Origin of the sequence: Paenibacillus sp. JZ16 (assembly GCF_015326965.1) — a bacterium.
Lineage (GTDB): Bacteria > Bacillota > Bacilli > Paenibacillales > Paenibacillaceae > Paenibacillus_AQ.
Window position 1 is genome coordinate 656,398 of the sequence record NZ_CP017659.1, and the last position, 26,718, is coordinate 683,115.

Here is a 26,718-nt window from a genome sequence, read left to right on the forward strand (position 1 = left end):
ACTTTTTTAGATCACTCAACAATAGAGTTTATATTCAATGTGAATTAATAAACTGCCACTTTCCATTCAACCCTTTTTCCTTTTTACCTAAGCACTGGTTTCCCTAAAAAAGTAAGCGAACTTCTATCAAGAAAGTTTAGAAAGACTTTTTAGACGAATCGGGAGTAAACTTGCGTTGAACTGCCCGTTGATTGATCTTTACCACCTGTTGAGGCGGATGGTTTGCACTTGGGGTATACCCCCCACCACTCATCTTTTAACACTCATAATCCCACAATGTGGCCACTTTTGTGCATTTTTTGATGACACAAATTAATCTACATAAAAATAAAAAAGCCTGTAAATCAAGCTTTTCTAAACTAATTAATGTAGATACTTTTGTGTCATTAGACAATGGTCCCAGCTAGGAACACTAGTTTCTTGACTTTTCTTCCCTGCAATACTCAATCACGCCTCCAACCCGTTCAGGTGAAAGAGAGCAATGAAATCTGGGTGTTGGCTCCCAAAGACATAGTGAACCTCCTTACAGAATTCACATATGTATTTGCCGGTGTATTCCTCTATCCTGCCCGTAAGTTGAGAAAAAGCAGCCGATCATAAAGCCGGCTGCTTCATATAGTCTCATTGAGCTATCGTCCCCCGTTCTCGCTCCTCTAGTATGAACTCTTCTTGAGGATAAGAGTTCGATTCCTCAAAGGTAAGATATGCTGTCTATCGATGAGAATGTATCATTTCCTGCTGTCTGCTTTATGATATATTTAAGGCAAACTTAGAAATTTAAAGCGATTTCGCACGCTTGTTGTATCGCCTTTACTTTAATCTCAGGTTCCTGATCGGTTTTTTCAGCCATTCCCTCAACAAAAATCCCCTCAAAACTAGAAATCCCAACGAAATCCATAATGACTTTCAGGTGGCGATGACCCATTTCTAGGTCTGCATCATCTGAGCCTGGTGACAAGAAGCTACCGCTAGCTTGGATATGGACGGCTTTTTTATTACTCAACAAGCCGATCCGGCCAATATTTGGTGAATATTTGAAAGTCTTGCCTGCTATACAAATGGAGTCAATGTATGACTTCATAACGGGTGGATACGAATAATTCCAAACTGGAGTAACAAATACATATTTATCTGCAGCAACAAATTGATCAGCCAATTCATTGATTCGGCTCAGTTTCGTTTTCTCTGCTTCGGTCAATTTTTCAAATGTAGTGCCCGCCTTCAGTTTGTCCCATCCGTTAAAAACATCAGTATCAAGTTGTGGTATAGCCATTTTATATAGATCAAGATGAATTACCTCATCATTCAAATTGGCAGATCGATAAGCCTGTACAAACTCATTACCTACTAACATGCTGTATGATTTTTCATGATCGTGTGGATTTGCCGTAATATACAAAACTGTTGCCATGATGACAATACCCTCCTTCAATATTTGCCCTCGGAAACTGTTACGATCTGCCTTGTAGAGACGTTTAGTCTATTCCAGAGATTGGCCGTAGCAATCCCGGCGATCAGCGTGGCCAATGCCTGCACATCGAAGTGTCGGGCTGCCTCGTTAAAGATCTCATCCGACACTGGGTCCACTCGGTCATTGAGTCGGGTAACAGCTTCACTGAGCGCAAGTGTAGAACGCTCGGAGTCATTGAAGTATTGCGTCTCACGCCATGCCGACACTGCCAACAGTCGCTCTACAGATTCACCTGTCGCCAATGCATTACGCGAATGAAGTTCGACGCATACGCTATCCCCATTAATTTGGCTTGCCCGAAGATATCCGAGAAAAAGCGTGCGCTTTGGAATACCTGTTTGCTCTGCGGATACAAACAGCGCTTTGCCAAGGGCTTGTAAGGCTTGAGTCGCATCGGGTACGATCATAGCAGGGCTATCCATTCTTGATTTCAAATGAAACACTCCTTTAATTAAGATTAGAACCGGTTTTGGTTCTCCAATATGCTGACGGATCGGACCTTGGGATGTGTGACAATATTTCTTGAGAAATGTAAAAATCAGTTGAATGCGACGTCTTGTCACATTGTTCAGCGTTCATTCGTCAGTACTTATAGTGGTTAGTTATTTTAGTACGAGGGAGTTTGTAGAATGAGTGAACAGGATTGGTTGGCAAATACATTCGAAACGCATCGGAAGAACCTTCAAGTTGTTGCTTATCGAATGCTTGGATCATTTAGCGAGGCGGAAGACGCGGTACAGGAGTCTTGGTTGCGTCTTAGTCGCGTGGATGCAAGAGGCATTGAGAACTTGGGAGGATGGTTGACCACCGTTGTTTCGCGTGTATGTCTCGATATGTTACGATCGCGTAAATCTAGGCGCGAAGAATCGATCGAAGCTCATTTGCCCGATTCTTTCAACAGCCAAGAGAATATAAGCGACCCTGAACAAGAGGCCATATTAGCTGATTCTATCGGTGTTGCACTATTAGTCGTGCTCGATAATTTGAAACCTGCGGAACGCATTACGTTCGTGCTGCACGATGTTTTCGCCATGCCTTTTAATGAAATTGCTCCTATTGTAGGAAAATCGGAAGCCGCGACAAGGCAACTTGCGAGCAGAGCACGTCACCGGGTTCGTGGGGTGAAAGCATCGGAAGTCGACATTGCTCATCAACGCAAAGTTGTTCAAGCTTTTCTTGCTGCAGCGCATGCAGGCGATTTCGATACGCTAATAGCTGTGCTTGATCCGGACGTTATACTTCGTGACGATCGTCTAACTGAATCTTCAAGAGTAACGCGAGGAGCGATCGCTTTAGCAAAACAAGTATCGAGACGTGCACAGAAAGCAGCCCAACTAGCCTTGGTGAATGGAACCGTAGGAATCATTGCGGCCCCACAAGGAAAATTGCTCTATGTACTCAAATTTACGATGAGTCACGGGAAGATTGCCGAGGTCGACCTGATCTCCGATCCAGAACGCGTACGCCAGCTTGATCTGGCGGTGTTGAGAAATTGAGCCTTAAACTCAGCGTCGAGGGTGTTAAAGACATAATCCCTCGGATAAAATATAACAGTTATTAAAACCATAACACGCTCAAGCGGCACCCAAAGGGGTGCCAGTGTCTTTTTAATGTCCTTTTGTATCGCCTATTACATACAGGTTTACATACGAAATCAAACCCAACTTGCAATTCCCTGAATGGTACCATGTTTTTGTCCATTACGGTAATCGGTACAAGTTCTTGTCCTCGACTCGGGACAAGAACTTGTACCGATACCTAAAAAAGCCGCTAAAATAGCGACTCTTAATGGGAACAAGATCTAGTCCCGCGACAAGTATATATATTTAATTCGTTCAGCTTTTGACAAATCTCTAAAATTCAGACGTACTTCGTTGATCATTTTTCTTAGTCTTCATTGCGCTTTTCACTTTTTTGAGTTCATTACTATCCATGACGAGAGGCTCCCTTTCTCTCTCTTTCAATTTTCTACTGATGAGTCCAGTAATTAACGAGAATACAATAGCTCCTTGCCATGTTATCGAAATATCCCTTATCAAGGCATCAAGTAAAATGATTAAAACAAATTGTAATCCTGTATCCAAAACAATTGGTAACCATCCCTTACTGGTTTTAATTATACCAACAGATCTTAACGCTTTAGGCAAGGCATCTGTTATCAATGAAAGAGGTATTTCCAGAAATAGATACAGAACAAAGAATAATATTAATGCACCCGTTGATTTATAATGTAAACCCAGCAAATGTAACGCAAAAAATTCCAATATGGATATTCCAACTAAGACAATGAGAACAATAACTAAAGGAATAATTATTCTTTTAATTTTTTTTATATGTACCACTTCCTTGACTATCAATTATAGACGAGTACATATATTATATAAGATCACTATTAACTCATTGTAAAAAATAATAAACCTAATTTATGGGGTATTTGAACTATCTGCACGTTAGCTCAATGAAATTGTATGGATACATAGTTAGATACATCGGTAATCGACTCATGTTCTTGTCCTCGACTCGAACGGCCAACTCTGTAAGCCCTTGCTCATGGACCATGATCTTAGTTAGGAAGCGGCCAACCCCTGCGATCCACACTTTACCCGCTGCAGTCACGGAGCTTGAGAAGAAGACAATACTATACAAGAGTGGAGTTATGAAGCATATGCACAGAAACCGGCGTTATTCATAAAAGCCAATTATTGAGTTGAGTTGGTTTCTATAATGGATGTACGACACACGCCAACGTTATGCCCTTTCTCTGCTGTATTCCTGCCCCGTTCCTCTATTCGTCCACGATCAATAAACAACGCCTTAAATGGGCTTAGATTTCGTGGTTTGAGAGTAAAAGAAAAAGCACCCCAATGGATGCTATTTCTCCAATACAGGTCCCATATATTCCGCTTTACATGCATCACATGACCAATAGAATGGATTGGGTTGATCTTGCTTAACTTCACCATCACATTTGTGACACCTGTACGAATTTTCTGAAACCTGAGTTAACTTAACCAGAGTATGTGAGAGACCCTGCCTAAGAGTAAAATGCCGCTCGTGGAACATTTGAGAACCCCCAATCCTACCTGATAATTTTCCTAGAGGATGATAGATTGCTCAGAAATAATCAATTTCGACATCAGGGAGGATTTTACCTCTTTATGGCACTTAGGTCGAGAACAAAACTGCTTCGTGCCTGTCCATTTACCCCACTCGCACCTCTTACATTTATCCTGCTGTTTCGGCTTATACCGTGGTCGCTGTAGCTTATTACGTTTTCCGGCCATGTCGTCGTTGCTCTCGATTTCGTGGCGAGCTGCCCGATGTCACTTTAACCAACCATTCGTTTTCGAAACGTTGCCTCATGGAATTTTCCTTTTCACTACACAATTCAGTAAGTAACAGAAAAATCGAGATCGCACAGCACAGACCACAGTTTATCTGTCATCCCTATTGGATATAGTAGTATTAAGCTGTTTATAGGCGTCAGAAATCAAATCTAAAAGGCAGGTTGAGCACCGTTGGAATTAGTTAAAGATCTTCTTCTAGTTACAGGACGAATTGTAACCATCTTTCCCCTACTGCTGGCGATAGCACTTTTCATGGGAAAAAGATCGATCGGAGAGCTGCCCGTTTTTGATTTTCTGGTTGTTATTGCCTTAGGTGCCGTTGTTGGTGCTGATATTGCCGATCCAAAGATTGAGCATATTCATACGGGCTTTGCGATCATCTTAATCGGATTCATTCAGAGAATCGTCTCCATATTGGCAATAAAATATAGGAAATTCGGAAAATTGATTACCTTTGAACCAACGGTAGTTGTTTCGAATGGAAACTTACTCGTTCAAAATCTTCGTAAAGTCCGTTATTCCATTGACAACATCCTTCAGATGCTGCGCGAAAAAGACATATTTCATTTGGACGAGGTCGAGCTTGCTGTATTAGAGGCAAACGGCAAGTTGACGGTTTACAAGAACCCCATGAAAACGGCTGTAACCGTGGAGGATCTGGGACTGTCGATACCCCCTAAGGGCATAGCGTACCCCTTGATCCTTGATGGAACTATTTCCGAAAAAGTATTGTCGTACCTTAACAAGGATAAAGCTTGGCTGGAAGATCGTCTGCGTGCCAAAGGAATCAAAAAGGAGGAAATATTTTACGCATCAATAGATGAGAACCTTGAATTGCGGGTTTCTCAACCATCTTCAAATAACATTCCTCCAATTCAGCACTGAGCTATCTATTGAGTTGCTTTATTATTTCGGTATGGCTCCCCCATGTCCACGATTCGAATCGGACCTTGCATCTCTTCCAGAACGAAATAACCATCTTCTCTTTAACAGGTAGCTCTTCTGTTGTTAATTGAGCTCCAAGTCTAGCCAGTATAATTCTAGAAGCGAAAGGGTACAAGCTCTTTTCGCTGTCCGGCAAGTGTATATTCCCTGCTTGAGTGCATCCAGATCCATTACGGGATCAAGTAATAGGGAGGGTTTCAGCTCTTGCTTTGATCATTTTGCATCCTATTTTGACGTCCTTAGCCCAAAAAAGGGACTAGCCCCCATCTATAACCTTCAAGCTTACGATGCTTCTTTTTGCTCCAAATGTTGCTGAATGGATCTTCATACTCTTTTACACTCCGTTTATCTATCGCTTGGTCATGTGCTTCTTTTTCACGAATGTATTTTGCTACGCTTGCTTCGTTCAAACCCACTGTGCTGACATAATATCCCTCTGTCCAAAATTTTGGATTCCCATATTTATACTTTAATTGCGTATGCTTCTCAAAGATCATTAGCGCACTTCTCCCCTTCAGATATCCCATGAAGGATGATACTGAAATTTTGAGTGGGGTACCATGTTCTTGTCCCTCGACAATTCCCGTCCAGGTCTGGTCTTAGCCAACTGTTAGATATCGTTTCAACTGCACAGGATACAGCAGGCAAAGCCCCAGTTGTGATTCTGGAATCGACAGGACATTACCATCAAGCTGTAATTCAGTTCTAGAAGAACACGGTATCCTATTCTTAGTTGTGAATCCTCTCATTTCACATCAAGCCAAAAAGTCAAGTCTACAGAAAGTGAAAACAGATGCAGTCGATGCCTATCGGCACTGCAAGCTGTACTACAAAGCTGAATTTGAAGACCATATGCAACGAGGGGTTCAACTACTAATTCTTAGGCATCTAATGCGTCAGTTTGACTTGCTCACACAAATGTATGTACAGGTTAAGCTTCAGTTTCAGGCCGTTCTAGATCAAGTCTTTCCGGATTATAGAGGTGTTTTCGGTGACCTTTATTCAAAAGTTTCGTTGCTGCGCTAATAGCTTTCTCAGGAATTGACCCTAGCGTCTACTCTTCTGGTAAGCTGGTAAGTTCACAGCGACAACCAATCGCATTGCCAAACGCGGGTCTAAGAAGCTGCGTCATGCCCTATATCTCGCTGTACTATGGGGACTAAAAAAGACCGGAAAACAAGAGGTTACGTGAATATTACGATAAGAAACGCGAAACCGGAAAGCCTTACCCGGTTGCCCTCGTTGCCTGCGTCAACAAGCTCCTTCACTGGATTCAAGCCCTTCTAGTGAAGCAAGAAAGGTTTGTCGATTTAGATTAGTTAACACATTTTTCATCCGGAAGTATAGCCTTCCAGCATGTACAGAGAAGGTTATTTATTGCAACTTGAATATGATCAAAGAAGATGTTTTTAGACAATCACACCAAAGAGTTGTTTTCTTTACTGCAAACCATAGCTCAACGAAATTAAGTCTCTTGTAACTTCAAATTCCATTCCATCGACCTATTCGTCCATGCTGTTTCAAACATCTTACTTGAGTTTAATAACGTAACGGTATATGGATCCCTCTCTGCTTCGTCATAGAGCGCAGAAGTACTGAAAAGTTCAACCTGTTTTCCCTCTTTCAAAACCATAATATTCGAACATAGTCCTGGTAACAGCGTGAGGTCATGAGTAATGAACAGAAGAGTTAAGCCTTGTTCCTTCTGAATGGATATGAGCAGCTCAATCATCTGCTGTTGTAATAAGACGTCGAGGTTGGAGACCATTTCGTCACAGATTAACAGTTTGGGACGAGTTAACAAAGCTTTGGCGAGACAAGCTCTTTGATACTGCCCACCACTCAGTTTTCCGGGGCGATTTCGAAGAAGGTTCTCATTCAGGCCTACTTTTCCCCAATATTCAAGGACTTTATGCTTGCGCTCGGCTCTATTATAACGGGTAAAATTAATTAAAGGTTCTTCCAGGCACTGAAACAAGCTCATTGCGGGATTTAATGTGGAGCCAGTATTCTGAAAAACAATCTGTATATCGCGATACCATTCTCTATATGATAATATTCCTTTGTTGGGCAAGGGCCGCCCGTCAAAGAAAATATGGCCGGAGGTTGGTTGTTTTAAAGCCATGATAAGCTGGGCAAGCGTGGATTTACCACTACCACTCTCCCCCACAATGGCCAGAGATCCTCCATCTTCTATTTCAAAATGAATATCTTCCAGAATGGGTCTTCCGTGAATTTCCTTATACAGTCGCTGGATTTCAAGCATAAGATATCTCTCCTTTTCCAAGCAACCTTTGAGAGCAATGCCTGCATAACTCTTGGGTGTATTTATGTTCAGGTGCGCTTAAAATGTTCTCCTTACTGCCCTGCTCTATTATTTTCCCTTCCCGCATAACACCAATCGTGTCCGCAAGATAGCCGGATATAAGTATGTCGTGGGTAATAAACAACATGCTCATATCCGTGTCCAGGATGAGCTCTTTCAAAAGGAATATGATCTCAGCCTGTGTTTTGACATCAAGTGCACTCGTTGGCTCGTCGGCTATCAGGATTTTCGGCTTTAACAGAAGCGCCATCGCAATCATGACTCGTTGATTCATTCCACCGCTTAACTCATGAGCATAACTGCTCATCACATGGGACGTGTCCTTTAAGAGAACTTGGGACAACATTTTTTTTGCTTGCTTCTCAGCCTCATATCTTGAAACAGGCAAGTGACTGCGCATCAGATCAACGAATTGCCTACCAATCGGAATCGATGGATGCACGGCCTGTTCCGGATGCTGGAAGATGACACCGATCTGGCCCCCTCTGATGCTGCGCCAGCGCTTCTTTGATAATTGCTGCAGATGTTCACCCTGTAACACGATGTCACCTGACATGTGCAGATGAGCAGGCAGCATACCCAAGATAGCCTTACTTGTCAGCGTTTTACCGCTGCCGCTTTCTCCAATCAATGCATATGTTTTCCCAGTGTCCAGAGAAAAGCTGCTATCATGCACAAGCGATTGACCTTCCTTATTTCTGATATTTAGATTTTTGACTTCGAGCAAAGTCGTCATCTAGCGTTCCCTCCTCAGTCGCTCACCTATAATTTGGAACGAAGCAGCAGTCAGAAATATCATAAAGCCTGGAAAGAAGCCCATCCATGGGGCGACCTGCAAATAATTCTTTCCGTCCAATAGCATGACACCCCATTCTGGAGAAGGAGGCTGTGCACCAATACCCAAAAAGGATAAACCGGATAAAGTCAGGATCACCTTACTCACGTCCAGAATGAGCATCGTTCCAATCTGAGGCGTGATATTCGGAATCATATGTCTGGTTATTATTCTAAGTCCAAATGCCCCGCTTACCCTGCTGGCGGTAATATAAGGTTCCTTTTTCACATCATGAATTAGCCCTCTGATGATTCGTACGTACTTGGCCCACCAGGAGAGGATCACCGCAAAATATACATTTTCCATGCCAAAGCCAAGGAAGCCAACGACCACAATGGTAAGTAGCATACTCGGTAATGCTGTGAAAATGTCGGTTAGGCTCATCATAAGCATGTCCAGCTTGTTCCCCAAAAAAGCACTCCATGTCCCCACCAGAAGACCAATCAACATCACAACACTAAGTACAATAAAAACAGGAAATACCGATTCACTAATCCCGTGTATGACCCGGCTTAACAGGTCTCTTCCCAAATAATCCGTTCCAAATGGATGAGCAACGCTGGGAGGAAGAAGCTTCTGTTGATGATTCGTATCGAACGGATCATAAGGTGAAATCCACGGGGCCGCAAGTCCTGTAATAATAAGTAGGATGATATATAACAACGCTGCCGTTGGCAGTTTATTCACTCGGATGATACTGATCAAACTTCCCACCTCTGTTTGTCAAGATGAACACGCGGGTCCGCAAGGAAATACAACAGGTCGGTCATAAAATTAAAAACAAAAATAAATGCTGCCACGAAGAGTGCGCTCCCTTGAATGACTGGAAAATCACGGCGAAAAATAGCTTCAAGCATGTATTTACTGAATCCCGGAAAACTGAAAATCGTCTCGGTGATAATCGAAGCCCCAAAAAAGCTGGGTAGACTCGTCGTGATTAATGTCAGGATTGGGATGAACATGGAGCGCAGTAAATAAGACGGATAAAAGATGCTCGGCCGCAATCCCCTAGCTTTTGCAGCCTCAATGTACGAGAACTTGCTGTACTGGATCGTATAGGATCGAACCATCCGAATAAAGTAAACACTTTGCACCAGCGTCATGGCTGTTACCGGCAAAATATAATGCCGTGTGGTCGAACTGCCTACAACAGGCAGGACGGGCCATATCACCCCTAAGGCATACATAAGAAGAATAGCAAGCCAATATAAAGGGATCGACAACCCCAAAATGGTCATTGAATAAACCACTCGATCTGCCATTGTGCCTTCATTCAATCCCATCCAGATTCCAATCGGTATGGATATGAAGAGGGTTAATAAAAAAGAGCTTGCAATGAGTTTCGACGTTGAGCCTAAACGTTCAATCATTTCACTTAATACGGGTTCTCCGGAAGAAAAGGAATGCCCTAACTCTCCTTGAAATACGTGATGTGCCCATGCTAAATATTGCTGAATGAACGATTGATCCAGTCCCCATTGTTTCTGTAAATCAGCTACGATGGATTGCTCCGGTACGGCTCCGATTTCCAGTAGCAGCATCGACGCCGGATCACCCGGCGCCAAACGCATTAATGTAAAAACAAACAAGGAAAATAAAACAAACGTGACTATCAACATGAACAGACGATGAATCATAGAGCGGAGCATTACTTCGCTTCTTTCTTCAGGTAATGCCACTTCAACGGGTCGTCCTCAATAGCATTGAACCTAAAATCAACCACTTGGCTTGAATGAACAAAGGTTTGCTTGGGGTAGTATATCGGAACAGACATGGCTTCCTCATGCATACGGAGGAACACCTGATTGAACAGCTTTTGCTGCTGCTGAGTGGAAACCGTAGCCGCGATTTGATCCAGCAAATCGGATAAAGGCTTGTCCTGATACGCAACTCCCGGTGAGAATGGCGAATCATAGAATAAGGAGGACAGGAATCGATAAGGTAATTGAGCATCAGTGTATGTCCGATACATAAGCAGATCATATTCCTTCGTACTCCACAGGGTATCGTAGTAAGCTGCTCGTTCCTGATTCACAATATGGATTTGAATGCCGATCTGTTTCATGTTGTCTTGAAAAATTTCAGCCATCTCTTTCCATTCCGGATATTCCTCTGATTGAATGACCAGACGAAGTTGCAATACTCGTCCATCTTTTTCATAGAGCTGCTTGTTCTTATTCCATTGGTAGCCCGACGCTTCAATCAGCTGTTTGGCTTTTTCGGGATTATACGGATAGGAAGGCTGATTACTGTCGGATATAAATGCAACCTTCTCTTGGAACAATCCTCTGACTGGCTCCCCGCTACCACCTGCATACTTTCTCGTATCATTGCCATAATTGATAGCTTGGCGGATATTCTTATCAGCTAGAGAAGTATTGTGTTGGTTGATAACCATAAAGTAGGACATTGTACTGCTTCCGGTTTCGATTACGTAGTTGTCGTTGTTCTGAAATACAGGGAGACTTTCCATGGGGATATTTCCAAGTTCCCCACCCGCAAGATCCACCTCTCCAGATTGCAATGCCATTACCCTCGCCTGAGGATCTGTAATGACTTTGAAAACAAGTGAATAGTCGGATGGTTGTTCTAACCAATAATGATCATTCGGGATTAGAACAGTCTGAATCCCTGGTTGATACTCTCCTATTTCCCAGGCACCCGTTCCGATCGCTTTTTGAAAAGTACCATTCACATCTCCCTTAGGGGTTACCGAGTTCGGACCCATAATTCGATATGGTCTTGCCTGACTAAGCTCGTACAACACTTGCGTTGCTGTATCCTTAAAGGAAAGTACGACTGTTTGATCATCAGGTGCTTCAACTTTTTGCAATAAACGGGATATTTCAAGCGAAGCATTCTCTTCCCTGCTTACCGCTCTTTCTAAAGAAAACTTCACGGCTGCTGAATTCAGTGGACTGCCATCCGAGAACATGACCTGATTTTGCAGATGTAAAATATAAGTCCTGCCATCATCAGATATCTCCCATGACTCCGCCAGGCTGGGCGCAAATTCACCTTTTCCTTTATAGTCTACAAGGGCATCATATATAGCCGCATGCGTATGTCTGGAACCATTGTAAGTCGAGGCGTCAAGCTTGTCTGCTTCAGTATCCTGCGTGACTGCGACCACAATGTTTTTGTCCTCCTCTGCTGCAGAGGGTGAGCTCACATGTTGTGAACACCCCATAACGAACAACAATAAGACAACAGCAATTACTCCAAATCCAGATCTTCCAAACATCCCTACTCCTCCTATTCCTCTTTTAAGCTGTTTATGATTGCATAGCTGTTATTCTCATGAATACTTGCTAGATGAACAATCTTTGTATATTATTAATCGTAATCATTACGTTTAGCAAGGAATTTTTTATATAACAAGGAGTCGATGTTAGTGAGTAAGCATAAACTTGTACAACAATATCGGGATTATTGGGACAAAGGAGCAGCTGTCTATGATGAAATTGTGGATGCCGAATTTACGTCCAACCGATATGATCAATGGAAGGGAATTCTGAGTCATTTTTTGTCCGGGAAAAGTAATTTAAAAGTGCTCGATGTAGGTACGGGGCCTGGTTTCTTTGCGGTTCTGCTCAGCCAGATGGGGCATCAGGTTACTGCTATTGATTCTTCTCCGGAGATGGTGGCAAAGGCTAATCAAAACGCCCATAAATATAATTGCAGTGTCCAGGTTATTGAGACAGATATTATAGAATATAAGACAGAAGAAAAATATGATATCATCATTTCACGAAATGTGACCTGGTTCCTGTACAATCCTGTAGCTACATATCAAAATTGGCATGGAATGCTTAATGACGGAGGCCAGGTTATTATTTTTGATGCGAATTGGAATTTATTTTTAACTGATCCGAAGGAGGCAGAGCTTTTTCAAAAAGACAAGGAGGAGGCTGCCGCAAAAGGGTACGTGCCGTACCGCCAAGAGAAGGATGTCGAAGAAGGAGACCAACTGGCGCTTACTTTGCCATTGAGCTATGTAAGAAGACCTGAATGGGACAGCGAAATGCTTCGTTCAATTGGCTTTGCCCAAATCCAAATTCATCAAGGATTCGATGTGGAACTGTATCATATAGGTGAACAAGTTCTGAATCGACACAGACCGATGTTTGCGATCGTTGCCAATAAATAACTCAACATTCGCAGCCTCGAACACTTTATAACTTCGTTTATGCGGGCATCAGCTTTACGCACTCGGTTCTTCTTTCGACCCTGCTCCGCCACGTATTATAAAATGTTAAAAACTACATTTGTAATGAGTTCCTTACCAACCACGGTTAATCATATATGTTCATGTCTTTTTCGGCAAACGATGTATGTTCTTGTCGTCGGGTTTGGACAAGAACATATATCGTTAAAACAAACAAAGCCGCTGTTACGCGGCTTTTAATCGTGTATGTTCTTGTCATCTTGCATTAATTCAATTTGCGATGTTCAACCAAAATGCTTCTCCTGTCGGCTCCAACATACGATGAAGTGTGGGAGTGACGACAAACAATCCGCCTTCAAAATCTATCAGGCTGATAAGTGAATCCACTGTTATCATTAAAAGCGTACGAATATGATTTTCTTTGAACTAACCTGCCCGTTAGCTTAATGAGATTGCATGGGTACATAGTTAGATACTTATTTAATCGGTAATCGGCTCATGTTCTTGTCCTTGACGACAAAACAAAAAAGCCGCTGATAGCAGCTTTTCCATATGGTTAAGACCGTTACCTATTGGACCAACTTTTGGTTCAAAAAAATTATTTAGTTTCCATATACCATAGAGAATGAGAAATATTGATGTGAACAATCCAACAAAATTTTTCTGTTTAATGTTTCACGCCCCCATCCCTACTGATATTAAAGTAACGCGGTCATTAAGTTAATAAACAGATAATACCACATATTGGAACTAAACTGCTTGAACAAGGGCAGCCGATAACAATGACCGGCTGCCTTATTGTCTTTATTCAACTAATGTTTCCCGTTAGCTTAATCCCTCATAAGAAAAATTCGTAAAGACGGAGTTACTCGGTTTAATTGTGCCGCGACGTTTTAGTGCAATATTTGAAGATAATCGTTGAGAAAATCAAAAATTAAAAACGATTAATCCCGCGCATAAAATTCAAAATTGCTTCAATGCGTATTTTATCAGCACAATCTTCGCAACAAAAAACCTTAACCTTTCTTTCCTTAGCTTGTTTATATTTTAGTGAACCTTCGTATACCCTGAATGTTTTTTTACAATTATAGCAAAGTACATCATAGTAAAACATTGGCAACCTCCTTGGTGACACATCAATTCTTAGTTGATATATCGAAGATTGTAACCAGTTCTCTCGTATATTCCTGAACATCTAAATGAGGCTTTCTCATTAATTCAATGGTAAACCCGTCAATGGCATTTCTTATTGTTAGCGCCATCACCCTTGCCGATGGCTTGGTAAATTCTCGGAAAATTCCTTCTTGCATCCCTAGGGTCAGAATATTTTCAATTGGAAGTAAAACAGCTTCATCATGGTCTGCTGCAAACTGAAGTTTACCATTAGCAGTTATCCTATTAGAAAGCAATTCAATAACAGCGAAAACATGCTGCCGATTTTCATCTACGAATGTAAGATTGGATTCAATATACACTCGAAGCATTTCTTTAGGAGATTTTTGAGCTTCTACTCGTGGAGCAATATATGATTGCCAAGCCATATAGTATTCGATAGCTACTTGCTCCAATAATTCCTCTTTATTTTCAAAGTGATAAGAAATAACCCCCTTACTGATTTTCGCACGTTTTGCAATTTCTCCCAAAGAGGCTTTGGTGTAACCTACTTCTGCGATTGTCTCAATCGCACATTCCACAATTTGAGCTCTACGGGCTTTTTCGATGAATGACATTTGCTTTTGGTTAATTGGTTTATTTTTTTTACTCATGTTTTTATTTTAGTACAATCGTACAAAAAATTCAAACAAAAAACTATTTAGATGAATATTATCTTAATGGTTTTTGAACCCCTTAATAAAAACTAACCTGCCCGTTAGCTTAATGAAGTAGCATTGGGATTACTTAGATATTCTTCTAATCGGTAATCGGACTAAGTTCTTGTCCTTAAAGGCAATCGGTACAAGTTCTTGTCCCCAGACAAATAACCTAATACGACATATCAATTATCACCTCCTATTCTCAAACATAAGAAAACACAAAAGAAGCCGCCAAATTAGCGACTTCCAATGGATCGATGTTCTTGTCCTTCCACAACTCCGTTCAGCAAATTCCAAAATTGTTCAACCATGACGGATGGCGGATACGGCATCGAACGGATAATCCACCATTCTAATTAATTCAAGAGGAGGCTTATCCTTGAAAGTTATTAATTCGACAATTTTGAAACTCCCGAAAAACGATAGGACCTAAAATGTTTATGCATTAGATCTCGATCGACGTAAAGAGCGATTGGATGAGACAATCAATGCGAATCCCGGTATGTCCGCAGTGGAATTGAATGTACAAGATCCTGCCAGCATAGAGGTGGTTGCCAAGCAGCTAATCGAAGAATTCCCGGACTTGAATGTCTTGATTAACAACGCCGGCATCATACAGCCCGATAACGCGGCGGGTGTGATCGATGAGGATGTTTTGATTTCGACGGTCGAGACAAACTTGTTAGGCCCAATTCGGTTGACTTCTGCATTAATCGTTCATTTGAAGTCCAAAGAAGAAGCTACTGTCATCAACACGACTTCGATCCTTGGTTTTGTACCGTTAGCCGCAACTGCTATATATTCCGCAACGAAGGCAGCGCTTCATACCTATACGCTGTCCCAAAGATACATGCTTAAGGACACTTCGGTAAGAGTGATAGAAATTGTGCCACCGTGGGTTCAAAGCAACAACGATGAACCGCGTGCGATGCCACTTTCGTCATTTATTGATGCGACGATAAGGGTACTTGGTACGGACACAGACGAAGTTCTGGTCGAAGAAGCAAAAATGTTTCGAAATAACCCCGGCCCGAACGAAGGTGTTTTTGTGACCCACCTTAACGATACGATGAAGTCTGAACCTCCAAAGATTCATTAATTTACCTAAATTCAGCGTTTTGCTCAAAAGATTATGTGTCGTGTCGCCAGATTTGTATTATCATCTGGAGTAACAATTAAGTAGGATGGAAAGAAATATGGAGCTGTTGGCCATAACGGTTACTAATAGAGAAGTCCCGACGGCTCCCGCAACCTGCCTTATGGTGTTCCAAATCGCCGAACCATGTGCGCTAAGGCTGGTCGGTACTTGATTTAAGCCAGCCGTTTGAATTGGCGTAATAAGAAGAGCCATTCCGATCCGCCGGCCGGTTGACATCAAAAGAAGAAATGTATAGCTGGTTGACTCTGTTAATAATGAGAAGGGTATGGTTGTTACTATCGTGATGAACAAACCAATGATTGTAATCCACTTTGCCCCGTACCGGTCAAAGGATTTTCCCGCTACCGGACTGAGCAAGCCCATCAAAACGGCCCCGGGCAGCATCATCAATCCGGATTCCATTGCCGTGTAACCCCTCGAATTCTGCAGATACAGGGGCAGCAATATCATATCCGCATACATGATAATGGTTATCCCGATATTGATAATGTTCGTCAGGGCAAATGTCCCATATTTAAAGGTTCTCAGATCCAGAAAAGGATCTTCGGAAACCAGCTGTCGCCAAGCAAATAGGCCGAGGCTGATTACGCTGAGCATCAGCGTAATGATGACTTCCAGACTAAGCTAGCCGCTATTGCCGGCCGCGCTGAAGCCGTACAGGACACCAGCAAAACCAACGGTTGACAGCAGCGCGCTGTTCAAATCCACCTTTGCCTTGGATGGTTCCGATACATTTTTCAAATAAAAATGACAGCTCAGGCTCACAATGACCACAAGAGGAAGCAGACCATAAAACATAACCTGCCAAGGAAATATATCCAGAATATAACCAGCCAGGGTAGGAACGATTGCAGGAGCAAACAGGATCGCGAACGATACCATCCCCATAATGGCGCCTATCTTCGCTGGCGGGTATAACTTTAGAACGACGTTAAAGAGCAGTGGCATAATAATGCCGGCTCCGGCTGCTTGAATCACCCAGCCGGTCAGCAATATCGGGAAACTGGCAGCTACACCAGATACCAGGGTACCCGCCAGGAACAGGATCATCGAGCTTTGAAACAGCTGATGAGTAGTAAATCGCTTCATTAAAAAAGCGGAGATTGAAATCAATCCCCCGTTTACTAGCAGAGAATCTTCAGACTGATCATGATTCTCTAACAGAAGGGTTGATCACTGACTTTGATCGAATCCGTCGGGCATCCGTCTTGCGCATCGATCAGATCTTGGATGAGCTCTACTTTCTCAATGGCGGTTGCCCCTCTGTTTCCGTCACCGTCAAATACAACTTCGGCAAACCCGTCCGTATTAAAGTCGAAAATGTCCGGCGCTGCCTCTCCGCATGCGCCACATGCGATGCAGGTGGCCTTTTCAACCAGCGCATACTTGGCCATCTCTACGCACACCTCCCTATTCAAGAATTTTGCGGAATCTTCAAATGGCTGCTATGCCCCGGCGATAATTTGGCATTCGGATCGATATAGGTCATTGCGTTGTTGATTGCCGTCGCGGCTTCGCCGAAACCGACGGCGATCAACCTCACCTTGCCCGCATATTTCGAAATATCCCCGGCGGCAAAAATACCCGGGATATTCGTATGCATGCGGCTATCTACCAATATACTGTTCTGTTCGATCGCGAGCCCCCATTCCAAAATTGGGCCGAGCGATGAAACGAAACCGAAATTAACCAGTACCTCATCGACCTCAATATCTTCGATGGTGCCGGTAACGCAATGCCCCAGCTGAATCTGACGAATGCGACCATTCCCGGTCAAAGAAACGATTTCCCATGGTGTGCGAATGTCCACGCTTGAATGTCTTAGCTGCTCCACGCTATGCTCATGCGCACGGAATTTATCCCGGCGATGGACAATCGTCACCTTCTCGGCCACAGGTTCCAGCATCAAGGCCCAATCGACCGCCGAATCGCCGCCGCCGCTGATGACCACTCGTTTCCCTTTGAATTGATCTAGATCATTGACAAAATAATGGAGGTTCTCATTCTCGTATTGAGCCGCATTAGGCAGATCAAGCCGTCGCGGTTGAAAAGCGCCCGCCCCGGCCGTCAGAATCACGGACTTCGCATAATGAATCTCCTGATCCGTAACAACCTCAAAGAATTGCTCCCCCAGTTTCTTTACGCTTAGGACTCTCTGACCCAAGCAAACTTCTTGTGAAAAGGGCTTGATTTGCTCGATAAGGCGCTCAACAAGCGCCTGTGCCGTTACTTTCGGAAAGCCGGCTACATCGTAAATATATTTTTCGGGATACAATGCCGATAACTGTCCCCCCAGTTGCGGCATGCTCTCGATCAGTTTAAGACTAGCCTTTCGCATTCCCCCATAAAAGCAGGCGAACAGGCCGACCGGCCCCCCTCCGATGACAAGAAGATCCGTTATATCATCCATTGGTTTCTCTCCTTTAAACATAGCCTCGCAAAACAATCCGAATCGACTCCCTTTTAGAATGAATAGTTAAACTGTCGTTGTTCTTCACTCGATGACTTTTAAGGGAAGGTGAGTAAGGGATTGACCTGGTGCGGATGTTGCTAAATTGTGTTCCAGTTCAAAGCCTGGAACCGGATCAATACGCGAGAATCTTTGCAGGAAGACCGATAACGCAGTGTTTAATTCCAATCTGGCCAATGGCGCTCCTAAACAGAAATGGGGGCCGATTCCGAAGGTAAGATTTTTCCTGTTGTTTTTGCGATGGATATTGATTTCGAACGGGGCTTCAAATATGTCTTCGTCCACATTCGCTGCGCTCATCCATGCAATGACCACATCCCCTTTTTTCAAATCGACTCCTAGAAGATTGTTGTCCCGTTTCACCGTGCGATGCCGTTTCGAGATATGAAACCGGTAGCGGAGCATTTCTTCCACTGCATTGGTTACAAGACCAGGATTGTCTCTTAATTGTCCGTACAGCGTCGCATCGTCATATAACAGCGAGTAAAACGTGCTGGAGAGCATATGGCTTGTCGTTTCGATTCCCGCCCCCAACAGAAGCATCGTGGTGCGAACGACTTCATCGTCGGTAAACCGCTCATTTTCCAGCTCGACCGTGAGCAAATCCGAAATGATGTCCTCGTCAGGATGGGATCGCTTATGAACGACAATCGGATAGAGATATTGGAAATAATCCCGGGCAGCTGCCTCCTTTTTGGACTGAAGCTCCTGCTGCTCTTCCATGCTGTAGGGTTGAAACAGAATATCTACCCAATTTTTAAATAGATGGCTATCTTCCTGCGGAACTCCCAGCAAATTGGACATAACCATTGCAGGCAGCGGACCTGCCAGTGACTGAGTTATATCAACCACGCCGTTTGCCGGCATCGCATTGACGAGATCTTGCGCGACTTGCTGAATCCTAGGCTCCCAATTTTTCAAGCTGCGCGGCGTAAAGGCGGCCGATATCAGCGATCTGTATTTTTGATGCCGTGGCGGATCCATGCTGGAAATACTTACCTTCTCCGGGATTGCACCTTCGCTGTTATTGGCCCCAACGATCAGCGTCGTCCTCGTGCCTTCCGCAGAAAAAAACTCATGATCGCTCAGCACCGTCTTGACGTCCTCATAGCGAAAAACATTCCAAGTATCCGTCTCGGGATGATAATAAACCGGATGTTCGTTCAGCATTTTCTTATACCAATGAACAGGAAAAAACTCTTCCGCCCTCGATTGGAATCGCGTAATATCGGCTACGGCAATAACTTCTTTACTCATTGGAATCTATGCCTCCTCAGCTATTGTTTAATCCGTCACATTAGAACAAGAGCGGTATTTCTTTTAGGCCACGAATGATCATGCCTCTTCGCCAGTCCATGTTCCCACGATCCGTTTTCAAACGAAGGTTCGGCAATCGCCGCAACAGCATACTGATGGCAATTTCTCCTTCCAGACGGGCAAGGGGAGCCCCCAAACAGAAATGGACCCCTTTGCCAAAGGCAAGATGGTTATTGACATCCCTCGTGATATCAAACCGATCCGGTTCGGGAAACAAAAGTTGATCCCGGTTCGCCGAAGAAAGAGCCGTAAATACCATATCGCCTTTCTTGATGTGCTTTCCTTGTAAAATCAGATCCTCCGTGGCCCATCTTGCATTGGTCACTTCAACCGGTCCGTCATAGCGCAAAATTTCTTCGATGGCGCTGCGGATAAGTTCAGGGTTGTTCTGCAACAATTCCTTCTGATCCGGATGCTCAAGAAGGGCAAGGATTCCGTTCCCGATCAGATTCACAGTCGTTTCATGGCCGGCCACGATCAGGACAAACACCATCGCGTACAGTTCATGTTCCGTCAGCGTATCTCCCTGATCTTCAACGCGGATCAATTCGCTGATTAAATCGTCGCGCAAGTCGCTCCGCTTCCGCGCCACCAGTCGTTTCAAATACTCCACAAAATCGATTAAGGTCTGATCGCTTTTCTCCGCCAACTCGGGATGATGAACGCCTTCCATAATTGTGTCCGACCATTCGCGGAAGAGGTTTTGGTCTTCGCTTGGAACGCCGAGCATTTCGCAAATGACATTGATCGGCAAGGGAAACGCAAAGTCGTCGATAAGCTTCATTTCCCCCTTCTCCTCAATCCTGTCGATCAGTCCACTCGCAATATCCTCGATTCGCCCCCGGAGACCTTCAACCATTCGCGGGGTAAAGGCCTTCTGCACCAGTCTCCTTAGTCTGCGATGATCGGCAGGATCCACGCTACTCAAATTGCGGTACACAATCGCCTTATGAGGCGGAACATCCTCTAATAAAGCTTTTTCATGCGATAGGCTGGTAGCAAAACGTGCATCCGTTAAAACGGCTGTAACATCTTCAAACGTCGTAACTACCCAAGCGAATTCGCCATTTGGCAATAAAATACGGGTGACAGGGTCTTGTTTGCGTGCTTCGGCATAAACGGGATAGGGATTCCGAATAAACGCTGCGTCTAAAAAATCGACTTTTGATGAAACGGCATTCTGCTGCTCGTTTGCTGACACCACTTGTCCCTCCTTTAATTACTTGAACATTTTCACAAGAAATGTCCTCGACTAATTTTATACCATTAGTATAATTTTAGTAATCCAACAATATTACTATTATAAAATACATGATCAATAAAGACTTCTATACTACACGACTAGTTCATTTTTTTGCCGGTCGACAAAACAATCGACAAAAAACGGCTTGGCATGAGCGCCGAGCCGTGATCATAGAACTAACTTGTTTTCAATTGTTCCAAATACCACCAGCAAGACCGGGTAATTCTTTGCCCCTCCCTGCTGAATTTACTTCCAGCGGACTCCTTATGAAGCGCATGCAATGCCACTTCAATCATGGTGACGTTCAACTTATCTCCAACATGAAATAGTTCAAGAATACCTTTGGTAAGTTCCTTTAACGTTATGGATTCTTTTGACTTTTCAACCATTCTGTTAAAATCTTGAAGCTCCTCGATGATGACTTCCCGATTTAAGCTTGCCTCACTTGCGCCTGCGCTATCGTGGATCATCGACAGCGTTCTGAAATCAAAGATATGCTCATTTCTTTCGTGCATTGTACGAAGCAATACCTCTACATAAGTCAATACCTTCGGTACAAGTTCATGCCAATCGGGTTGTTGGGAATGAAAGCTTCTCCACATATTCGCGATTTGATGCAGCATGCCGTAGCAGAGAATGGATCCTTCGCTGGCGTATGGCCGGATGTCTTCGCCAAACAGTTGCGTGATCCTTTCGGACAGCCATCTTAATTGCATGCTTGCCAAGTACGTCGAATTAATCTCTCCGGAATAAAAGCCCGTCCAAAACAGCTCCCAAACCCGCTCTTTATCCGGCAATGTCATGGGTATGGCAATTTGATCGACGAGTCGTTCAAAATCGGAGGCATAATCCTGATACTCCAAGTTTTTGCGAATCTCTATATCTTCCTGCATCCGCTTCTCAAAGATGGCGTGGAAGCATTCCTCCTTGGAACTAAAAAATTTGTAAAAGGTCCCTTTAGATACGCCGGAGTGGTCAAGAATCATCTGGATGGTTGTGTTGGCTAACCCGTGTTGGATAAATAGGGCCAGCGCCGATTCTAAAAGCAACTGCTTACGATTACTCATGTCTTCCCTCATCTATGTTTTTGTTTCTATTTTAACATGTTTTCAGATTTTCGATTTTATTAAAAGCAGAGCGTTAATTGCAAATCCCGTATTGTTCATTGATTTCGTCTTTACCATAAATCGTTGCCACCTTTGAACGCGGTGTGAGTATGAAAGTGTGCGTTTTTTCGCTCACAGAGCATGTAATAGGAGCAACCAACATCACGGAGGCAGAAGGATTTTCTTCCGCATGATCCGCTTCAGAAAGTCCCAAAATGTTTCTGGCAAATTCAAGGACTATGTGCTGGAATCTGCTGGATGTTCATAGAAATGGAAGCTGATGTTCACGAGCAATTAATTGGCATGTTGTTAACCAATGATTATCCGTAATCAAAACTCTCGAGCACCCTATTTTTAAAACCTTCTTATTCCACTAACCTGCCCGCTAGCTTAATGAGGGATAAATTCCTCTAGAAGTTCAACATTCTAATTCACTATGCAGAAATTTCACCTGTTCATGTTACAGCTACCCTTTATCCATTCAGAACTTTCTAGGTCGAGTACAATATTAAATATAGTACTCGTTAGTATTACCTCTGCTCATCTACGCCACATCCGAACTGCACGGGACTAACATAGTTAATCCGCGCGGGATAACTTCAATGTCCATTAGCCCAGTAGTGTGCATCTCACCGTCAATCCCCACTTTTGCTATGTTATCACCATATTGAGTAATTCTTAAACGTTTTGTCTTAAAATACAAGACATCTGAGCGGTCAAGATGGGTTCCATTTTTTATATCTAAAAGAAGTTGAAAGGTATTAAACAATGATTTTTTTTGAATTACAAGTACATGAAGTTGACCGTCATCCATCTTAGCATCCGGAATAATGCCCTCAATTCCGCCAATAATCGCTGATTTTGATACTAAGTAAAGAAGTGCATCATGTTCTTGTTCTAAATGATCACATTCAATTTTAATATGTGTTCCCGATAATATTTTGGGAAGTATAGGTAAAGCGGACAAATAATAAGCCTTATCCCCTATAACTTTTTTTAGGGTTTGGTTGGTGGTGTAACTGATTGAATTCATTGCACCACCAGCCAAAACGTAATGAAAATACTCATTTCCAGCCAACCCGATATCTATCTTCTTGGTCATTCCTTTTTCGAGCATTCTAGTGAAACCTTCATATGATCGTGGTAATTTCAAAGCATTTCCAAAATCATTGACTGTACCTGTCGGTAGGTAAGCTAGAGGTAAGTCTAGACCTAGATTTTTAATGGTGTTAATGGCGTAATGCAGGGTTCCGTCACCACCTGCAACAACCAGTGAATCACAATCTTCAAAAAATGAAGTTCCTAAATCATTATTCTCCTTACTTGTGTAGAAGATATCATTATCATTTAAAGCGTATTTCTTTTTCATATACTCTATAACTGAAGCCTTCGTTTTATATGCTGTATGCTGCCCTGAAACGGGGTTTACAATCATTTTTGGTTTCATCACTGGAATGCTCCCTCTCAATAGATTCCCTTTCCTTTATGCTTCAAGTCTATATTCTTTACGAATGTACAACATCGTACATAAGGGCGAATGTTCCTTCCCTTTCGGGTATCTATGAATAAAATGAACATCTAAAAGACGCGTCGTTCATGGAATACTTCATTTTTAATTTATCAATTTTCCTTATGTAGTAAGTACCATATTTTATATTTCATGCCTGAATTCATTTACTTTGCTCGGGGTAGGTTATACATAATGCCCGAAAGGGCAGAATAAATCTGCCTTTTAGAACGATGTTACAATTTTTTTTCAGTTGTAGTATATGTATAAGCTATTAATTTTACTTTGGTATAGCGAAGCACGATGTTTATTCAACTATTGAGAGGAGAATGATTATGAAGAATACTACGATAAGAATGTTGACGGCAAGTCTGACAGCTTTGGCCATTATGACAGTTGCTGTGGGTTGTACAAGTAATACAAATTCGAGCCCTTCCAAAGTTGAGGAGAATTTGAATTCGGGCGAATCTACGGTCAGTATTTCTGACTCTTACGATAATACCGAAGAGCTTGCGGCTACTTTCCCAATCATTAACCCTACACCAATCGAGACTGAGATGGAAAAGAATATACAGAATAGACTCCTGAACGGCTTTGAAAACTGGAATCGAGGTTATGAAGCCTGGGAAGCCTGGGGCGACATTCTATATACAGAGGACTCCCTCTATAATGTCCACGGCGTGAAACTCACTCTGAAAGAATATCAAGCTGCCATGAATGAGCAGCTGAAGTCTACCGATATTCAGATGGGTAACTTCAACAATATGATCATTAATGACGATTGGGCAGCTATTCGATATGACATCTCTTCGACTGCCAGAGGGAGCCAACAATCTTCCGATGGAAGCGTGATGGAGTTCGTCCATTTCAAGGACTATGGTGATCCGCTGGGAACTCGGGTTGTTGAAGGCTGGGCTGGTACAAAGGGGATGGATTTTGACGGGTTGACAAGTTTCCAAACCGATGAGGCGAAGGCGGCACAGCAAGCTGCATTGGATGAAATCGTCAATGCAAAGATCCCTGATACTACAGATCTCGAAACCAAATATCCTGTTACTTATCCTACGCCTATTAATACCGATATGGCTAAGAAAATTAAAAGCACCATATTGAGCGACTTTGATAAATGGAATCAGGGCTTTGATGCTTGGAGTGACTGGGCCGATACGTATTATGACAGCGACCTGCAATATCATACAAATTCAGAGACAATGACTCTCCCGGAGTATAAGGATTTCGTGAAGAAAGATGCGGAATCGACCGATGTAAAGCGTATTCGTTTTGATAATATGCTTATCAGCGGTGACTGGGCCGCCATTCACTATAGAATTACCAATGAGGACACGAAAACAGGGAAAAAAACCGCTGGCGACATAATGCAGTTTTTACACTTTGCCGAGGAGGGTAACAGCTTAAAAGTTATTGAATCCTGGACCAAGTGACCCACGTGTTTATGAGAACACCAATAACACTTATTAGGAACTGCGAACTACAAGTTCAGAATTGTTCAGCAAGCAGAAAACACATATACGGGAAGTATCCAGCAATGGACGCTTCCCGTATATGTTTTATGAATGTATTCTGATCATCACTAAAATAATGCATTATTCCAGTTATATCCCCCGCTCATTTGTTCCAAATATAGTGCACTTAATTCATATTTCAATATTCAGCTTGCTTGTTTGATCCGATAATGATAAGCGTTTATAGAAATACCTAAAGTAAATACATAAGATAAAATGTACATCCACATAATTAAAACAATGACATTTGCAAAATCCCCGTACAAATCGCTGTATTGGTTGTTAAAATGATTAAGATAATACGAGTATGCAAATGTTGAAACTACCCATACTGTGCTCGTAAAAAGCGCTCCATACTTTCCCGGAAATCGATATCTAGGAGTAACCATATAAACAATTTTAATTGTAAAAAATAAAAACATTAAAACTACAGGCCATCTCATGATGATGTGTAACTGATCAAAATCAAGATTGGAATAAGAGATAATACGAAAAAAAGAGTTAGATGCCCGGGGAGTAAACGTAACTCAGGTACGACAATTTGCATTACTTTGTTCCAGTATGGAGCGCATTTTTCTCGGATCTGCATGTAAGTTTCTTTAATTACAAATCATCTCCTTCTTTATCATTTTAAAGTTAGCAAAGTCTTTCTTTAATAAGAAAGGACTTACGATTTTTTGAACAAAAGCCCCGCCATAGGATTGAATACGGCAGAGCATATACACTCATTAACTCCAGATATTAAATGGAAACCTAGCTTTTCGGATTAAAACCAATTTTATCATATATCAATATCCCAAGATTTGCATCATTGATAAAACAGGTTCTTTAAAATAAATGCCTAAAGCAAAATAGGTTATTGTCCAGGTCACAGCACTTGAATACGTAAAGATAGCAAATTTCTTGAAATGAATCTCGCTCATTCCTATCAGTAAGGGCAAGATATAGCGCACCACCGGAATGAACGTTCCTATGAACATTGCTAAATCGCCCTTTCTCTTCAACATAGATTCCGCTTTTAAGAAATAACGATTGTCTAACCATCTTTTTTTGAATTTATGACCAAAAAATCTTCCTATGGTATAGGAAATTGTGATTGCCGTCAATAAGCCTGTTAGAATGGAGCTGTAAGTTGCCCAATAATTGACGACACCTGTATGGCTTAATATCGATCCAGATACAATAATAATTTCGTTAGGTACAGGAATGCCAAACGGACCTAGTGAAAAAGCTAGAAAAAAGAATACATATCCATACTGAGTAACAAGTTCTAATAACGTATCACTAAACATTATACTGTATTCAGCTCCTCATGCTGTCGGAGTAGTTCTCGAAATAACCATGTTTTTAGGACATGTCTCAAAACTCGCTGAAGTGCATCTTTCACCGCCTTTTCGCCCTCTGCTGCGTCAGTTTCCCTTGACGTGCCCCGGCACGCCTGCAGAAAACTTTCTGGCTTAGAACGAAAATTTGGCAAAACCGCGTCC

22 protein-coding genes and 5 pseudogenes are annotated in these 26,718 nt (G+C 42.6%); 6 read left to right on the forward strand and 21 right to left on the reverse strand.

Features of this window, described 5'->3' with window-relative positions; translation table 11 throughout:
* Positions 1-769: 769 nt before the first annotated feature.
* Together BJP58_RS02910 and BJP58_RS02915 are read right to left on the reverse strand one after the other, a co-directional pair.
* Positions 770-1,411, reverse strand: a complete 642-nt coding sequence (locus BJP58_RS02910) for an NAD(P)H-dependent oxidoreductase (protein WP_194542716.1) — start codon at positions 1,409-1,411, stop codon at positions 770-772.
* A 17-nt stretch (positions 1,412-1,428) separates the two neighbouring features.
* On the reverse strand, positions 1,429-1,905 hold the full coding sequence (locus BJP58_RS02915; protein ID WP_194542717.1) for a carboxymuconolactone decarboxylase family protein: 477 nt from the start codon (positions 1,903-1,905) through the stop codon (positions 1,429-1,431).
* 195 nt (positions 1,906-2,100) lie between these two features.
* Here BJP58_RS02915 and BJP58_RS02920 point away from each other — a divergent pair, with 195 nt between their 5' ends.
* On the forward strand, positions 2,101-2,967 hold the full coding sequence (locus BJP58_RS02920) for a sigma-70 family RNA polymerase sigma factor (RefSeq protein ID WP_194542718.1): 867 nt from the start codon (positions 2,101-2,103) through the stop codon (positions 2,965-2,967).
* Between the two features lie 357 nt (positions 2,968-3,324).
* On the opposite strand, the gene BJP58_RS02925 is transcribed toward BJP58_RS02920, so the two are convergent.
* Entirely contained in the window at positions 3,325-3,828 is a 504-nt protein-coding gene (locus BJP58_RS02925; protein WP_194542719.1) for a YrvL family regulatory protein, read from the reverse strand.
* Positions 3,829-4,989: 1,161 nt separating this feature from the next.
* On the opposite strand from BJP58_RS02925, the gene BJP58_RS02930 reads away from it, so the two are divergent.
* Complete coding sequence (locus BJP58_RS02930; RefSeq protein WP_194542720.1) at positions 4,990-5,703, forward strand: DUF421 domain-containing protein; 714 nt, start codon at positions 4,990-4,992, stop codon at positions 5,701-5,703.
* Positions 5,704-6,002: 299 nt separating this feature from the next.
* On the opposite strand, the pseudogene tnpA reads toward BJP58_RS02930, so the two are convergent.
* Positions 6,003-6,317: pseudogene (tnpA, locus tag BJP58_RS02935) on the reverse strand (IS200/IS605 family transposase); the annotation flags it as partial.
* 41 nt (positions 6,318-6,358) lie between these two features.
* On the opposite strand from tnpA, the pseudogene BJP58_RS33470 reads away from it, so the two are divergent.
* A pseudogene (locus tag BJP58_RS33470) lies at positions 6,359-7,082 on the forward strand (IS110 family transposase); the annotation flags it as partial.
* 146 nt (positions 7,083-7,228) lie between these two features.
* Here the strand turns inward: BJP58_RS33470 and BJP58_RS02945 are convergent.
* The 5 genes from BJP58_RS02945 to BJP58_RS02965 are packed head-to-tail and all read right to left on the reverse strand — an operon-like array spanning position 7,229 to position 12,168.
* Positions 7,229-8,029 (reverse strand): ABC transporter ATP-binding protein, encoded by an 801-nt coding sequence (locus BJP58_RS02945; protein WP_194542722.1) that lies wholly within the window; start codon positions 8,027-8,029, stop codon positions 7,229-7,231.
* A complete protein-coding gene (locus BJP58_RS02950) occupies positions 8,022-8,825 on the reverse strand; it encodes an ABC transporter ATP-binding protein (RefSeq protein ID WP_194542723.1) in 804 nt (267 codons plus the stop codon). Before BJP58_RS02950 ends, BJP58_RS02945 begins: the two co-directional genes overlap by 8 nt.
* Entirely contained in the window at positions 8,826-9,611 is a 786-nt protein-coding gene (locus tag BJP58_RS02955; RefSeq protein ID WP_194542724.1) for an ABC transporter permease, read from the reverse strand. It abuts the gene before it with no gap.
* A gap of 14 nt (positions 9,612-9,625) precedes the next feature.
* A complete protein-coding gene (locus BJP58_RS02960; RefSeq protein WP_336245440.1) occupies positions 9,626-10,573 on the reverse strand; it encodes an ABC transporter permease in 948 nt (315 codons plus the stop codon).
* Positions 10,573-12,168: an ABC transporter substrate-binding protein gene (locus BJP58_RS02965; protein WP_194542726.1), complete on the reverse strand. Its 1,596-nt coding sequence runs from the start codon at positions 12,166-12,168 to the stop codon at positions 10,573-10,575. The genes BJP58_RS02960 and BJP58_RS02965 overlap by 1 nt, the downstream gene beginning before the upstream one ends.
* A gap of 150 nt (positions 12,169-12,318) precedes the next feature.
* Here BJP58_RS02965 and BJP58_RS02970 point away from each other — a divergent pair, with 150 nt between their 5' ends.
* Positions 12,319-13,074, forward strand: coding sequence for a class I SAM-dependent methyltransferase (locus BJP58_RS02970; RefSeq protein ID WP_194542727.1), 756 nt, complete (start codon positions 12,319-12,321; stop codon positions 13,072-13,074).
* Positions 13,075-14,026: 952 nt separating this feature from the next.
* On the opposite strand, the gene BJP58_RS34085 is transcribed toward BJP58_RS02970, so the two are convergent.
* From BJP58_RS34085 to BJP58_RS33475, 3 genes and pseudogenes are all read right to left on the reverse strand, one after another.
* Positions 14,027-14,287 (reverse strand): hypothetical protein, encoded by a 261-nt coding sequence (locus BJP58_RS34085; protein ID WP_442953948.1) that lies wholly within the window; start codon positions 14,285-14,287, stop codon positions 14,027-14,029.
* Positions 14,229-14,858, reverse strand: a complete 630-nt coding sequence (locus tag BJP58_RS02975) for a TetR/AcrR family transcriptional regulator (protein ID WP_194542728.1) — start codon at positions 14,856-14,858, stop codon at positions 14,229-14,231. Before BJP58_RS02975 ends, BJP58_RS34085 begins: the two co-directional genes overlap by 59 nt.
* 284 nt (positions 14,859-15,142) lie before the next feature.
* A pseudogene (locus BJP58_RS33475) lies at positions 15,143-15,262 on the reverse strand (TetR-like C-terminal domain-containing protein); the annotation flags it as partial.
* 92 nt (positions 15,263-15,354) lie between these two features.
* Between BJP58_RS33475 and BJP58_RS02980 the strand changes: the two are divergent.
* Positions 15,355-16,005, forward strand: a pseudogene (locus BJP58_RS02980) (SDR family oxidoreductase); the annotation flags it as partial.
* A gap of 99 nt (positions 16,006-16,104) precedes the next feature.
* Here BJP58_RS02980 and BJP58_RS02985 read toward each other — a convergent pair.
* The 7 genes and pseudogenes from BJP58_RS02985 to BJP58_RS03015 form a co-directional block, all read right to left on the reverse strand.
* Positions 16,105-17,196: pseudogene (locus BJP58_RS02985) on the reverse strand (DHA2 family efflux MFS transporter permease subunit); the annotation flags it as partial.
* A gap of 26 nt (positions 17,197-17,222) precedes the next feature.
* Positions 17,223-17,459: a ferredoxin gene (locus BJP58_RS02990; RefSeq protein WP_194542729.1), complete on the reverse strand. Its 237-nt coding sequence runs from the start codon at positions 17,457-17,459 to the stop codon at positions 17,223-17,225.
* A 20-nt stretch (positions 17,460-17,479) separates the two neighbouring features.
* Positions 17,480-18,475 (reverse strand): NAD(P)/FAD-dependent oxidoreductase, encoded by a 996-nt coding sequence (locus tag BJP58_RS02995; protein WP_233354933.1) that lies wholly within the window; start codon positions 18,473-18,475, stop codon positions 17,480-17,482.
* 84 nt (positions 18,476-18,559) lie between these two features.
* Positions 18,560-19,792, reverse strand: a complete 1,233-nt coding sequence (locus BJP58_RS03000; protein WP_194542731.1) for a cytochrome P450 — start codon at positions 19,790-19,792, stop codon at positions 18,560-18,562.
* Positions 19,793-19,832: 40 nt separating this feature from the next.
* Complete coding sequence (locus tag BJP58_RS03005; RefSeq protein ID WP_194542732.1) at positions 19,833-21,053, reverse strand: cytochrome P450 family protein; 1,221 nt, start codon at positions 21,051-21,053, stop codon at positions 19,833-19,835.
* A gap of 218 nt (positions 21,054-21,271) precedes the next feature.
* Entirely contained in the window at positions 21,272-22,162 is an 891-nt protein-coding gene (locus BJP58_RS03010) for a TetR/AcrR family transcriptional regulator (protein ID WP_194542733.1), read from the reverse strand.
* A 583-nt stretch (positions 22,163-22,745) separates the two neighbouring features.
* Positions 22,746-23,648, reverse strand: coding sequence for a diacylglycerol/lipid kinase family protein (locus BJP58_RS03015; protein WP_194542734.1), 903 nt, complete (start codon positions 23,646-23,648; stop codon positions 22,746-22,748).
* 395 nt (positions 23,649-24,043) lie between these two features.
* Between BJP58_RS03015 and BJP58_RS03020 the strand changes: the two genes are divergently transcribed.
* The gene (locus BJP58_RS03020) at positions 24,044-25,150 is read left to right on the forward strand and encodes a nuclear transport factor 2 family protein (protein ID WP_194542735.1); all 1,107 of its coding nucleotides are present in this window, start codon (positions 24,044-24,046) and stop codon (positions 25,148-25,150) included.
* A gap of 227 nt (positions 25,151-25,377) precedes the next feature.
* Here the strand turns inward: BJP58_RS03020 and BJP58_RS34210 are convergent, their stop codons facing one another.
* The gene (locus BJP58_RS34210) at positions 25,378-25,719 is read right to left on the reverse strand and encodes a YihY/virulence factor BrkB family protein (protein ID WP_442953963.1); all 342 of its coding nucleotides are present in this window, start codon (positions 25,717-25,719) and stop codon (positions 25,378-25,380) included.
* Between the two features lie 300 nt (positions 25,720-26,019).
* A complete protein-coding gene (locus BJP58_RS03030) occupies positions 26,020-26,523 on the reverse strand; it encodes a DedA family protein (RefSeq protein WP_194542737.1) in 504 nt (167 codons plus the stop codon).
* Positions 26,524-26,718 lie beyond the last annotated feature (195 nt).